The sequence below is a fragment of the Pseudomonas sp. GW821-FHT11G12 genome (assembly GCF_058808055.1).
The window spans coordinates 527677-539837 of record NZ_JBXARH010000002.1; the positions used below are offsets into that span (position 1 = coordinate 527677).

The following is a 12161-nucleotide window of genomic DNA, read 5'->3' on the forward strand; positions in this document are numbered from 1 at the left end:
CGGCGGTGACGTTAGCGAATGAACAGTTTCTGGATCAGTTTCTGAATGGATTTGCCGTACGGCGGATAGATCAGCTTCGCCGCGTTGAAGCGCTGTTTAACCAGCACACCCTTGGCCTTGCTGAAGGTCAGAAAACCTTCGTGCCCGTGGTAATGGCCCATGCCCGATGGGCCGATACCGCCGAAGGGCATGTCGTCCTGGGCCACATGCAGCAACGTATCGTTGAGGCAGACACCACCGGAATGGGTTTCGTGGAGCACGCGCTTCTGTTCACGTTTGTCGTAGCCGAAGTAGTAAAGAGCCAGAGGACGTGGCCGCTGATTGATGTAAGCAAATGCCTGATCCAGATCCTGATACGGCACGATCGGCAGCAGCGGGCCGAAGATTTCGTCCTGCATCACCGTCATCTCGTCACTGACATTCAGCAGCAGGCTGTGAGGCATGCGTCGGCCCTGGCCCTGATCGAACAGCGGAATCAGCAGCGCGCCCTTGCTGGTGGCGTCGCTGAGGTAGCTGTTCAGCCGCGCCAATTGGCGCTCGTTGATGATGGCGGTGTAGTCCGGGTTGTCGGCGAGTGTCGGATAAAACCCGCGCACGGCCTGGCGATAGGCTTCGACGAAACCGCCGACCCGGTCTTCCGGCACCAGCACGTAGTCCGGGGCCACGCAGGTCTGGCCGGCGTTGAGCGTCTTGCCGAAGGCGATGCGCTCGGCGGCGTCCTTGAGCGGCACATCGCGGGAGACGATGGCCGGGGATTTGCCGCCCAGTTCGAGAGTCACTGGCGTGAGGTTTTCCGCCGCTGCGCGCATCACGTGCTTGCCGATGCTGGTGGCGCCGGTGAACAGCAGGTGATCGAAGCGCAGTTTCGAGAACGCCACGCCGACATCGGCCTCGCCGAGCACCACGCAGACCAGGTCTTCGGGGAAGATCCGCGCCAGTAATTCCTTGAGCAGCAGGCCGGTGGCCGGGGTCGATTCGCTGAGTTTGAGCATCACCCGATTGCCCGCTGCGAGCGCGCCGGTCAACGGGCCCATGGCCAGAAATAGCGGGTAGTTCCACGGCACGATCACGCCGACCACGCCCAGCGGCTGATACACCACTTTTGCCGACGCCGGCTGGAAGGCGACACCCACTTTGCGCCGCGATGGCTTCATCCACTGGTTGATATGGCGGCTGGCGTAATGAATGCCATGCAGGCTCGGCATCAACTCGGCGAGCAGGGTTTCATCGGCGCTGCGATGGCTGAAGTCCGAACTGATCGCCTCGACCAGCGCCTGCCGTTCGCTGCTCAGCAGATCGCGCAACGCCTTGAGCCATTGCTGGCGCTGGGCGGCCGGCGGCATCGGGTTGGCGGCGTAGGCGGCGCGCTGCGCGTTGAACAACCGGTTGAGCTCTTCCAGCGGCTGTTGCAACGATTGCAGGTAGGCAATATCGGCGGTCATTGTCGGCTCCGGATTTGTTGTCGTGAGGAACTTTCTAGAGTCTATGCTCTAGAAAGTCAAATGACTTCCTTGTGCGTCATGGTTTTATCCCATTCCGGTTAGGTCGTAAGATGCCCCCCAACGCACTCTGAATTAAAGCTCAAGCCATGGCCCCACGGATCAAAACCAGCGAGCGCATCGTGCAGAACAGCCTCGAGCTGTTCAATCAGCAGGGCGAGCGCAGCATCAGCACCAACCACATCGCCGCTCACATGGAGATTTCTCCGGGTAACCTGTACTACCACTTCCCCAACAAGCAGGCGATCATCTCCGTGCTGTTCAGTGAGTACGAAAGCCTGGTGGACAGCTTCCTGCGCCCGCCTCAGGGGCGTGCGGCGACAGTCGAAGACAAGCGTTTCTATCTCAAGGAACTGCTGTCGGCGATGTGGCGCTACCGTTTCCTGCATCGCGATCTCGAGCACCTGCTCGACAGCGACCCGGACCTGGCCGGGCGTTACCGGCGCTTTTCCCAGCGCTGTGTGATTCAGGGCGCGGCGATCTATGAAGGCTTCGTCGCCGCCGGCATCCTGAAGATGGACCGGGTGCAGATCGAATCCCTGACCCTCAACGCGTGGATCATCCTTACCTCCTGGGTGCGTTTTCTGTGCACGACCCGGGAAAACTCCAATCACCTCAGCGAGCAGGCCATTAAACGTGGCGTGTATCAGGTGCTGGTGCTGGAAGCGGGGTTTGTCACCGAGCAGGCCCGCGATGAGGTCAACGCACTGTTCGAAGAATTCTACGTACCGTTGGCCCAGGCCCTCGAAGAAAGGTCCTGACCCATCCGCTCACAGGAGTCGTTCGCTATGCCGATTGCGCAACTGATCAGCCCGACCACGCTGGATGCCCGCAAGGAGCAACCGGGGCTGGTGATTCTCGACTGCCGTTTTGCCCTCGAAGACCCGGACTACGGCCAGCGCAGCTATGCCGAAGGGCACATTGCCGGGGCGAGCTATGCCGATCTTGAGCGAGACCTCAGCGGCCCGGTGACCAAGGGCGTGACCGGGCGTCATCCGTTGCCGGAGCCGGCAGCGCTGATCGAGCGCCTGCAAGCCTTCGGCATCAACAACGACAGCGACGTGGTTCTGTATGACGACGGCCCCGGTGCTTACGCGGCGCGGGCCTGGTGGTTGCTGGCGTGGCTGGGCAAGCGCGACGGCGTGTTCATTCTCGATGGCGGGCTCAAGGCCTGGCACGCGGCCGGTCTGCCGCTGAGCCTGGATACGCCTTCGGTGACTCGCGGGACGTTCAGCGGGCATCCGGACAAACATCTGCTGCTCAGCGCCGAGCAATTGCAGCAACGCCTCGGTCAACCGGCTCTGACTCTGCTCGATGCCCGTGCCTTGCCGCGTTTCAAGGGTGAAGTGGAGCCGATCGACCCGATCGCCGGGCACATCCCCGGTGCGCAATGCGCGGCGTTCACCGACAACCTGGGCAGCGACGGACGCTTCCTGCCGGCCGACCAGCTCAAGCAGCGCTTTGCCGCGAAACTCGGCGCGCGTTCGCCGGCCGATCTGGTGGCGTATTGCGGCTCGGGGGTGACGGCGTGTCACAACCTGTTCGCCCTGTGCCTGGCGGGTTATCCGTTGGGTTCGCTGTATGCCGGGTCGTGGAGCGAGTGGATCAACGAGCCGTCGCGCGGTATCGCCACGGGCGAGTAAGCGCGTTCAGCGATCCAGCCGCGCGCTGCGATAGGCCGCTGGCCCCACGCCATAAACCTGTTTGAACTGCCGGCTCAGATGACTCTGGTCGGCAAAGCCCAACTGCGTGGCGACTTCTACCGGCAGGCAGCCGCTCTGCAACAAGCCCCGCGCGCAGGCAATCCGCTGTTGCATCAGCCAGGTGTGCGGCGGCATGCCGGTGGCGCGGCGGAACACCCGGGCGAAGTGGAAGGGCGACAGGTTCACCGCTGCCGCCAGTTCTTCCAGCGAGGGTGGCGCCGCCAGTTGTGCGTGCAGCAATTCCTTGGCCATCACCACCGCACGATGTTCCTTGCCGGGTTTGCCGTTGATCTGCACCGCCGCGTGGCGTTGCAACAGCAGCATCATCATTTCGCGCCACACCGTTTGCTGTTGCAGCGCGGTGGCGGGGCTTTCCAGCAAGCGGTGCAACTGGCTGAAGCCGTTGACCAGATCCGGATCGCGATAGAGCGTCGCGCCAAAAGCCGGCATCGGCGCAGTCGGCAGTTCCAGTTCTTCGAGCAGCGAGACAATCTTGCCGGTATCCGGATAAAACGCCCGGTACAGCCAACCGTCCTCGGTGCCTTTGTGGCCGGTGTGCAATTCGTCCGGGTTGATCAGCACCAGCGTGCCGCTGCCGGCCAGGTGTTCGGCGCCGCGATAGCGGTAGCGCTGGGCGCCGGCCATGATCATGCCGATCACGTAGCCGTCGTGGACATGCGGGGCGAAGCGATGCTCGATGTAGCGCGCCGACAGTAATTCGACCCCGGCCAGTGGCGCGGTTTGCCAGAAACGGATCGACTCGCCCTGTTCGCTCATGACGTCACTCGCGCCCCGAATCGGCCAGCCACTGGGGAATGCGCCGTTCCAGGTAATAACCCGGTTGGCGGAACGAGCCATCGACGAAGCCGACATGCCCGCCCTTGCTCTGCAATTCGAACGCGGTCGAACTCGACAGCTCACTGGCTGAAGGCAGGCTGTGGGGGAACACGAACGGGTCGTCCGCCGCTTGAATGATCAGGGTCGGTGTACGGATCTCGCCAAGAAAGTAGCGGCTCGATGCCCGGCGATAGTAATCCTCGGCATCGGCAAAGCCATTCAGTGGCGCCGTCACCCGGCCGTCGAAATCCCAGAAGGTGCGCATGTTTTCCAGTGAGCCGAGGGCGGCCAATGCGGCAAGACCCTCCTCGCGGCCGTCGTGCTGGAACTGGCGCTGCTTGTTCTTGATGTAGGCGACCATCTCGCGCATGAAGTGCGCCTGATAGACCTTCGAGAAACCCTGGCCAATACGGTCGGCGCACTGATCCAGACGAAACGGCACCGACACCGCCACCGCACCGAGCACGCCGCTGGCGCTGCCGGTTTCCCCCAGATGCTTGAGCAGCACGTTGCCGCCGAGGGAGTAGCCGACCGCATACAGCGGCGCCAGTGGCCGCTTGGCCTTCAGATGACGGATGGTTTCGGCGAGGTCTTCGCTGGCGCCGGAATGGTAGCTGCGCGGCAACAGGTTCGGTTCGCCCGAGCAGCCACGCCAGTTCAGCGCAACACTGGCCCAGCCTTGGGCGGCGAGCGCTGCCTGGATTCCGGCGACGTAAGGCGAATTGGAAGAACCAGTCAGCCCGTGCAGCACCAATACCAACGGCGCTTCCGCACTGTGGGGGCCGTGCCAGTCAAGGTCGAGGAAATCGCCGTCGTCCAGCCACAGTCGTTCGCGCTGGCGATCAAGGTGCACGGTTTTGCGCCACAGCGGCCCCCACAAGGTTTGCAGGTGCGGATTGCCGAGGCCGAAGGCGGGGATGAACGGTTTTGACGAAGGGGACACGATTGCTCTCGATGCAGCGCAGCGAGCCTCGGCTGAAGCTCGCCGCTTTTTCAGGCCGGTCGGTTAACCGGCGATCACTGCCATACGTTGCCACAACGCGTAGTACACCCGCCCGGATTTCTGCTCGCGGTGCAGGCGCCAGTTGCCTGGCAGGCCGAGGGTCGATGGCGCGGTTTCGCTTTCAGTGTAGATCCACGAATCATCGGCCAGCCATTGGCGTTCTTCCAGCAGCGTGCACACGGCGGGCAGCAGGTTCTGGTTGAACGGCGGGTCGAGGAACACCAGATCGAACGCGGTCGCGGTCTGGGTTTCCAGGTAGCGCAAGGCATCGGCGGTCTGCACGTGGCCGTTGGTGCAGCGCAGCGTGCCGAGGTGTTCTTTCAGGCTGGAGACCGCGACATGGCTGGCATCCAGCGCCTGACCCATGGACGCGCCGCGAGACAGCGCTTCCAGGAACAGCGCGCCGCTGCCGGCAAACGGATCGAGCACCTTGGCCCCGGCAACGTACGGCGCGAGCCAGTTGAACAGGGTTTCACGCACCCGGTCCGGCGTCGGACGCAGGCCCGGCGCATCAGGGAAGCTCAGTTTGCGGCTGCGCCATTCGCCGCCGATGATGCGCAACTGGTTCACACCGTTGTGCAGTTTTTGTACAGGTTTCTTTGGACTGGCCATTAATGCTCCGGAACCCCGAGCGGCTGCTCGGCAGGTTTATCAGATGGGGCCGGTAACGGCTTTTGCGGCACGGTCGGGCCAGCGCTGACGATGACCAGTTTATCCGTGCTCAAGTGTTTGTTCAGGGCGTCGCGAACCTGCTCGACGGTCAGGCTCTGGGACTGACGCATGAAGTCGTCCAGATAATTCAGCGGCAGGTTGTAGAAACCCATGGCGCCGAGTTGGCCGACGATATCGGCGTTGCTCGCAGTGGACAGCGGGAAGCTGCCGGCCAGTTCACGCTTGGCGTCGTCGAGTTCTTTCTGGGTCGGGCCGGTCTTCAGGTAGTCGGCGAGCACATCCTGCACCAGTTTCAGGGTGCCTTCGCTCATTTCCGCGCGGGTCTGCAGATTGATCATGAACGGGCCGCGCGCCTGCATCGGGCTGAACGCCGAATACACGGTGTAGGCCAGACCACGTTTCTCGCGGACTTCACTCATCAAACGAGTGCCGAAACCACCACCGCCGAGGATCTGGTTGCCCATCGACAGTGCGGCGTAGTCCGGGTCGTCACGGTCGATGCCCAGTTGCGCGAGCATCAGATTGGTCTGCTTGGACGGGAACTCGATATGGCCGACGCTGGCCTTCGGCTCCTGCGGCTGGGCGATCTTCGCCAGCGCCGGGCCTTTTGGCATAGCGGCAGAAACCTGATTGGCAATTGCCTCGGCCTCGGCACGGGACAAGTCGCCGACCAGCGCAATCACCACGTTGCCGGCGGCATACGCCTTGGCGTGGAACTCACGCAGTTGCGCCAGGGTGATCTTCGGTACGCTTTGCGCGCTGCCATCGCTGGAGTGCGCGTACGGGTGATCGCCGTACAGGCGCTTCATCAATTCCAGGCTGGCGAGTTTGCCGGGGCTCTGTTTCTGGTATTCGAAACCGGCGAGCATCTGGTTCTTGATACGCGCGAAGGAGTCGGCAGGGAAGGTCGGTTTGCCGATCACTTCGGAGAACAGCTTCAGCGCCGGTTCGCGTTTGTCGGCGGCACTCAGGCTGCGCAGCGATGCGATGGCCATGTCCTTGTAGGCGCCGTTGCCGAAATCCGCGCCCAGGCCTTCAAAGCCCTGGGCGATGGCACCGACATCCTTGCCGGCCACGCCTTCGTTGAGCATGGCGTTGGTCAGCAGGGCCAGGCCCGGCGCGTTGCCGTCCTGGCTGCTGCCGGCGGAGAAGATCAGGCGCATGTCGAACATCGGCAGTTCGCGAGCCTCGACGAACAGCACCTTGGCGCCTTCGGCGGTGTTCCAGGTCTGCACGTCGAGCTTGCGGCTGGCCGGGGCCTTTCCGTCGAGTTCTGCCAGCGATTGCAGCTTCTGGCTGGTTTTGGCGTTATCCAGTGCTTCGCTGGCCTTGCTGTTGTCGCTCGGCGCCAGGTAGAACGCGGCGGAGCCGATCACCGCCACGGTGATCATGCCGAGCAGCAACAGGCGTGGGGTTTTGCGCTCACTCATGAGTCGTCTCCAGTGGCAGGACGTGGGCGACGCTGAGACGTTCGCGGGTGAAATACAGCTTGGCGGCGTTCTGGATGTCTTGCGGGGTGACGCTTTCCAGATCGGCCAGTTCGGTGTCCATCAATTTCCACGACAGGCCGACCGTCTCCAGTTGGCCGATGGCGGTGGCCTGGGCAGTGATCGAGTCACGCTCGAAGACCAGGCCGGCGATGACTTGCGCACGCACGCGCTCCAGTTCTTCGGCGGACGGTGCGGTGGTTTTCAGCTGTTCCAGCAGTTTCCACAGACCGGCTTCCGCCTGGGCCATGGTCTTTTTCTTCTGGGTGTTCGGTGTAGCGGACAGGGTGAACAGGCTGTCACCGCGCGTGTAGGCGTCATAACTCGACGAACCGCCGGACACCAGCTCTTCGCCGCGCTCCAGTTGGGTCGGGATACGACCGCTGTAGCCGCCGTCCAGCAGCGCCGAAATCAGGCGCAAGGCATTGATGGAGCGCTTGTCCTCGACGGTGGCCAGGCTTGGCACGTTGAAACCGAGCATCAGGCTGGGCAGTTGGGTCTGCACATGCAGAGTGATCTGGCGTTCGCCGGGTTCGGCCAGTTCCAGCGGTTTTTTCGCTGGTGGCACGTCGCGTTTCGGGATCGGCCCGAAATAGCGCTGGGCGAGGGTTTTCACCTCGTCCGGGGTCACGTCACCGACCACCACCAGCGTGGCGTTGTTCGGCACATACCAGGACTGGTACCAGTGGCGCAGCTCTTCGACCTTCATCCGGTCGAGGTCGGCCATCCAGCCGATGGTCGGCGTGTGATAGCCGCTGGCCGGGTAGGCCATGGCCTTGTAGCGCTCGTAAGCCTTGGACATCGGTTTGTCGTCGGTGCGCAGGCGGCGCTCTTCCTTGATGACTTCGATTTCCTTGGCGAACTCGTCGGCCGGCAGACGCAGATTGGCCATGCGGTCGGCTTCCAGTTCAAAGGCTACGCCCAGGCGGTCGCGGGCCAGCACCTGGTAGTAGGCGGTGAAGTCATCGCTGGTGAACGCGTTCTCTTCGGCGCCGAGGTCGCGCAGGATCAGCGAGGCTTCACCGGGGCCGACTTTCTCGCTGCCCTTGAACATCATGTGCTCGAGGGCGTGGGACAGACCGGTCTGGCCCGGGGTTTCGTAGCTGGAGCCGACCTTGTACCAGACCTGCGACACCACCACCGGCGCGCGATGATCTTCGCGCACGACAACCTTCAAACCGTTGTCGAGGGTGAATTCGTGGGTCGGTTGCGGGTCGGCTGCCAGGGCCGAAAGGGGCAGGCAGACTGTGCTGAGCAGCAGGCCTGCGGCGCGGCGGGCTAGAGCATTCATTCGTTTTTAAACCTGTTGGGCTGCCCGCTTGGTCTTAGCCTAGGCGGGCGAGGAGGTGCTAGGATACTGATCCGTTTTACCGGCGACCACGCCTATCCGGTTTTGAAACTTGATCAGGTTGTATGGGTTTGCGGCAGAAGGCCTTGGTTTATCAGCTAAACTTCGCTTTTTCGCCGATTTTGCCGGCTAGTCCTTCATTAAAACGATTCCTTTGAGGTGCCGTTGGCGCTTCGACAAAATGTTGCGCGTGAACAAGCTGGGTGAAACGCAGTCTGTTCTGCATCGAATATTTATTTGCCGGGGCGCCCCTGTGGCGCGTCGCTACCGTGAGATAGCCGTCCTCCATGTTTGGTTCCAACGACGACAAGAAGACCCCAGCTGCGGCTGGCGAGAAGAAAAGCCTGTTCGGATGGCTGCGCAAGAAACCGCAGGAACCCGTCGTCGAACAGCCGACGGCCATTCCTGAGCCGGCCCCGGCGCCAGCGCCGGTAATAGAGGAAGCGCCGGCCCCGGTTGTGCTGCCGATTGCCGAGCCTGTGTTGCAACCGGTGGCTGAGGCCGAACCTGAAATGCCGACGGCCGCCGAGCTGCCGCTGACTCCGGTTGCCCAGCCGTGGCTGACCTTGCCGGTGGCCGAAGAGCCGGTGGCACTGGTTGAAGAGGCTGCGCCGCATGTGACGCCGGTGATTCCTGCGCCGGTTGCTTGGGTGCCTGAGCCGGTTCTCGTTCCGGCGGCCGAGCCTGTGATCGAGACCGCACCGGTTCCTGCAGAGCCTGTCGCAGTTGCTCCGTTTGCTCCGGCTATCGAAATCCCCGAGCCTGCACCTGCACCTGCACCTGCACCTGCACCTGCACCTGCACCTGCACCTGCACCTGCACCGGTCGTCGCTGCGCCTGTCGCGGTCGTCGAAACTCCGGTCGCTGCGCCTCGCACCGAAGAAACCAAGGCCGGCTTCTTCGCCCGCCTCAAGCAAGGCCTGTCGAAGACCAGTGCCAGCATCGGCGAGGGCATGGCCAGCCTGTTCCTCGGCAAGAAAGCCATCGATGACGAGTTGCTCGACGACCTCGAAACCCGTCTGCTGACCGCTGACGTCGGCGTCGAAGCCACGTCGGTGATCATCCAGCGTCTGACCCAGAAGGTCGCACGCAAGGAGCTGGCCGATTCCGACGCACTGTACAAATCCCTGCAGGCCGAGCTGGCCGCGATGCTCAAGCCGGTCGAGCAGCCGCTGAAGATCGTTTCGCAGAACAAGCCGTTCGTGATCCTCGTGGTCGGCGTCAACGGTGCCGGCAAGACCACCACCATCGGCAAGCTGGCCAAGAAGCTGCAACTGGAAGGCAAGAAAGTCATGCTCGCCGCCGGTGACACTTTCCGCGCCGCGGCAGTCGAGCAATTGCAGGTCTGGGGCGAGCGCAACAAGATTCCGGTGATCGCCCAGCACACTGGCGCTGACTCGGCCTCGGTGATCTTCGACGCCGTGCAGGCCGCCAAGGCCCGTGGCATCGATGTGCTGATCGCCGACACCGCCGGTCGCCTGCACACCAAAGACAACCTGATGGAAGAACTGAAGAAGGTTCGCCGGGTAATCGGCAAGCTCGACGCCGATGCGCCGCACGAAGTGCTGCTGGTGCTCGACGCCGGTACCGGTCAGAACGCCATCAACCAGGCCAAGCAATTCAACCAGACCGTCGAACTGACCGGCCTGGCGCTGACCAAGCTCGACGGCACCGCCAAGGGCGGGGTGATTTTCGCCCTGGCCAAGCAATTCGGCCTGCCGATCCGCTACATCGGCGTCGGTGAAGGCATCGACGATCTGCGTACCTTTGAAGCCGAACCCTTTGTCCAGGCACTGTTTGCCGAGCGGGAGCGTTCATGATTCGTTTCGAACAGGTCGGTAAACGCTACCCGAACGGTCACGTCGGCTTGCATGAGCTGAGCTTTCGAGTCCGTCGCGGCGAGTTCCTGTTTGTCACCGGCCATTCCGGTGCCGGTAAATCCACATTGTTGCGCCTGCTGCTGGCGATGGAGCGTCCGACCAGCGGCAAACTGCTGCTGGCCGGGCAAGACCTGAGCACCATCAGTAACGCGCAGATTCCGTTCCTGCGCCGGCAGATCGGCGTGGTGTTCCAGAATCATCAACTGTTGTTCGATCGCACGGTGTTCAACAACGTCGCGCTGCCGTTGCAGATCCTCGGGCTGTCCAAGGCGGAAATCGCCAAGCGCGTCGATTCGGCGCTGGAGCGCGTGGCGCTGTCGGACAAGACCGATCTGTACCCCGGCGACCTGTCCACCGGTCAGCAACAGCGCGTCGGCATTGCCCGCGCCATCGTTCACCGTCCGGCCCTGCTGCTGGCGGACGAACCGACCGGTAACCTCGACCCGCGTCTGGCGGCCGAAATCATGGGTGTGTTCGAAGACATCAACCGTCTGGGTACCAGCGTGCTGATCGCCAGTCACGACCTGGCCCTGATTGCGCGCATGCGCCATCGCATGCTGACCCTGCAACGCGGCCGATTGATCGGTGACGGGGAGGCTGGCGAATGAGTGCAACACGTAGTCCGAAGGTTTCCGAGCGTGTGGCTCCCAAAGCCGCCGATCCGCAGCCGCCAAAAAAGAAAAAGCACGACGATGACGATGGCCCGGATTTCGCCACGCTGTTTCGTGCCTGGGTGGAAAACCACCGTGCCAGCCTGCTCGACAGCCTGCGCCGCCTCGGCAAGCAGCCGATCGGCAGCTTCTTCACCTGCATGGTGATGGCGGTCGCACTGAGTCTGCCGATGGGGCTGTCGCTGTTGCTTAACAACGTCGAGCGCCTGGGTGGTTCGTGGCAGCGTGCGGCACAGATCTCGCTGTACCTGGAGCTCGAAGCCAGTCCGGCTCAGGGCGAGAAACTGCGCGATCAGATCAAGGGCATGCCCGGTGTAGCTGATGCTGAATATGTCGGCCGCGATCAGGCGCTGGAAGAGTTCCAGCAGCAGTCCGGATTGGGCGAAGCCCTGCGCGAGCTGCCGGAAAACCCGCTGCCGGGCGTGGTGCTGGTCACGCCGAACGAGGTCGACAAGTCGACGCTGGAAGCATTAAGACAAAAACTTTCCGAGCTGCCCAAAGTACAACAGGCGCAACTTGATCTAGTCTGGGTCGAGCGTCTGGCTGCCATCCTCAAGCTCGGCGACCGCTTTGTCTTCGGTCTGACGGTGTTGCTGGTTTCCGCATTACTTTTGGTGATAGGCAATACCATTCGTCTTCATATTGAAAACCGCCGCACCGAGATAGAAGTGATTAAACTCGTCGGCGGCACCGACAGCTATGTACGTCGTCCCTTCCTTTATATGGGCGCGTTGTATGGCTTCGGTGCGGGGCTGCTGTCCTGGGGTGTGCTGGCGTTCGGCCTGAACTGGCTGAACGACGCGGTGGTTGGGCTGGCCGGCTTGTACGGCAGTGATTTTGCGCTGGCCGGAGTGCCAGTTGCCGACGGTCTGTCGCTCTTGCTTGGCGCGGTGCTGTTGGGTTATATCGGTGCATGGATTGCAGTCGCACGTCATCTCAGGGAGTTGGCGCCGAAGTAGAATCTTTTTTTGCGCGTGATTGACCTTACGGTTTTTAGGGAACTTGTACTTGAGTTCCCGGTCAATTTTTCGCAGTGCCGAAAGGCGCGAGTATGTAAGTCG

12 protein-coding genes are annotated in these 12161 nt (G+C 62.4%); 5 read left to right on the forward strand and 7 right to left on the reverse strand.

Annotation, left to right across the window (positions count from 1 at the left end; translation table 11 throughout):
- Positions 1 to 11: 11 nt before the first annotated feature.
- Positions 12 to 1442 (reverse strand): coniferyl aldehyde dehydrogenase, encoded by a 1431-nt coding sequence (locus AC1RR7_RS10165; RefSeq protein WP_493065683.1) that lies wholly within the window; start codon positions 1440 to 1442, stop codon positions 12 to 14.
- Between the two features lie 146 nt (positions 1443 to 1588).
- Here AC1RR7_RS10165 and AC1RR7_RS10170 point away from each other — a divergent pair, with 146 nt between their 5' ends.
- Complete coding sequence (locus AC1RR7_RS10170) at positions 1589 to 2260, forward strand: TetR/AcrR family transcriptional regulator (RefSeq protein ID WP_096817567.1); 672 nt, start codon at positions 1589 to 1591, stop codon at positions 2258 to 2260.
- A gap of 27 nt (positions 2261 to 2287) precedes the next feature.
- Positions 2288 to 3142, forward strand: a complete 855-nt coding sequence (locus AC1RR7_RS10175; protein WP_493157294.1) for a sulfurtransferase — start codon at positions 2288 to 2290, stop codon at positions 3140 to 3142.
- Positions 3143 to 3148: 6 nt separating this feature from the next.
- On the opposite strand, the gene AC1RR7_RS10180 is transcribed toward AC1RR7_RS10175, so the two are convergent.
- The 6 genes from AC1RR7_RS10180 to AC1RR7_RS10205 form a co-directional block, all read right to left on the reverse strand.
- Positions 3149 to 3979, reverse strand: a complete 831-nt coding sequence (locus AC1RR7_RS10180; protein ID WP_085731553.1) for an AraC family transcriptional regulator — start codon at positions 3977 to 3979, stop codon at positions 3149 to 3151.
- Positions 3980 to 3983: 4 nt separating this feature from the next.
- Entirely contained in the window at positions 3984 to 4982 is a 999-nt protein-coding gene (locus AC1RR7_RS10185; protein ID WP_493065685.1) for a hydrolase, read from the reverse strand.
- 63 nt (positions 4983 to 5045) lie between these two features.
- A complete protein-coding gene (gene rsmD, locus AC1RR7_RS10190) occupies positions 5046 to 5654 on the reverse strand; it encodes a 16S rRNA (guanine(966)-N(2))-methyltransferase RsmD (RefSeq protein ID WP_096817575.1) in 609 nt (202 codons plus the stop codon).
- The gene (locus AC1RR7_RS10195) at positions 5654 to 7144 is read right to left on the reverse strand and encodes a M16 family metallopeptidase (protein ID WP_493157296.1); all 1491 of its coding nucleotides are present in this window, start codon (positions 7142 to 7144) and stop codon (positions 5654 to 5656) included. The genes rsmD and AC1RR7_RS10195 overlap by 1 nt, the downstream gene beginning before the upstream one ends.
- Positions 7137 to 8492, reverse strand: a complete 1356-nt coding sequence (locus AC1RR7_RS10200) for a M16 family metallopeptidase (protein ID WP_096817578.1) — start codon at positions 8490 to 8492, stop codon at positions 7137 to 7139. The genes AC1RR7_RS10195 and AC1RR7_RS10200 overlap by 8 nt, the downstream gene beginning before the upstream one ends.
- 151 nt (positions 8493 to 8643) lie before the next feature.
- Positions 8644 to 8838 (reverse strand): hypothetical protein, encoded by a 195-nt coding sequence (locus tag AC1RR7_RS10205; protein WP_096817581.1) that lies wholly within the window; start codon positions 8836 to 8838, stop codon positions 8644 to 8646.
- On the opposite strand from AC1RR7_RS10205, the gene ftsY reads away from it, so the two are divergent.
- From ftsY to ftsX, 3 genes are read left to right on the forward strand one after another with little or no spacing between them, the layout of a single operon-like run.
- The gene (ftsY, locus tag AC1RR7_RS10210; protein ID WP_493157298.1) at positions 8837 to 10369 is read left to right on the forward strand and encodes a signal recognition particle-docking protein FtsY; all 1533 of its coding nucleotides are present in this window, start codon (positions 8837 to 8839) and stop codon (positions 10367 to 10369) included. The genes AC1RR7_RS10205 and ftsY overlap by 2 nt on opposite strands.
- The gene (gene ftsE / locus AC1RR7_RS10215; protein ID WP_008065082.1) at positions 10366 to 11037 is read left to right on the forward strand and encodes a cell division ATP-binding protein FtsE; all 672 of its coding nucleotides are present in this window, start codon (positions 10366 to 10368) and stop codon (positions 11035 to 11037) included. The genes ftsY and ftsE overlap by 4 nt, the downstream gene beginning before the upstream one ends.
- Positions 11034 to 12059 (forward strand): permease-like cell division protein FtsX, encoded by a 1026-nt coding sequence (ftsX, locus tag AC1RR7_RS10220; RefSeq protein WP_096817585.1) that lies wholly within the window; start codon positions 11034 to 11036, stop codon positions 12057 to 12059. Before ftsE ends, ftsX begins: the two co-directional genes overlap by 4 nt.
- Positions 12060 to 12161: the final 102 nt, after the last annotated feature.

Excerpts from the sequence above, each read along its gene's own strand:
- rsmD (WP_096817575.1), bottom strand. The coding sequence starts at position 5,654 with ATGGCCAGTCCAAAGAAACCTGTACAAAAACTGCACAACGGTGTGAAC.
- AC1RR7_RS10170 (WP_096817567.1), top strand. The coding sequence starts at position 1,589 with ATGGCCCCACGGATCAAAACCAGCGAGCGCATCGTGCAGAACAGCCTC.
- ftsE (WP_008065082.1), top strand. The coding sequence starts at position 10,366 with ATGATTCGTTTCGAACAGGTCGGTAAACGCTACCCGAACGGTCACGTC.
- AC1RR7_RS10175 (WP_493157294.1), top strand. The coding sequence starts at position 2,288 with ATGCCGATTGCGCAACTGATCAGCCCGACCACGCTGGATGCCCGCAAG.
- ftsX (WP_096817585.1), top strand. The coding sequence starts at position 11,034 with ATGAGTGCAACACGTAGTCCGAAGGTTTCCGAGCGTGTGGCTCCCAAA.
- AC1RR7_RS10200 (WP_096817578.1), bottom strand. The coding sequence starts at position 8,492 with ATGAATGCTCTAGCCCGCCGCGCCGCAGGCCTGCTGCTCAGCACAGTC.
- AC1RR7_RS10195 (WP_493157296.1), bottom strand. The coding sequence starts at position 7,144 with ATGAGTGAGCGCAAAACCCCACGCCTGTTGCTGCTCGGCATGATCACC.
- ftsY (WP_493157298.1), top strand. The coding sequence starts at position 8,837 with ATGTTTGGTTCCAACGACGACAAGAAGACCCCAGCTGCGGCTGGCGAG.
- AC1RR7_RS10205 (WP_096817581.1), bottom strand. The coding sequence starts at position 8,838 with ATGGAGGACGGCTATCTCACGGTAGCGACGCGCCACAGGGGCGCCCCG.
- AC1RR7_RS10180 (WP_085731553.1), bottom strand. The coding sequence starts at position 3,979 with ATGAGCGAACAGGGCGAGTCGATCCGTTTCTGGCAAACCGCGCCACTG.
- AC1RR7_RS10165 (WP_493065683.1), bottom strand. The coding sequence starts at position 1,442 with ATGACCGCCGATATTGCCTACCTGCAATCGTTGCAACAGCCGCTGGAA.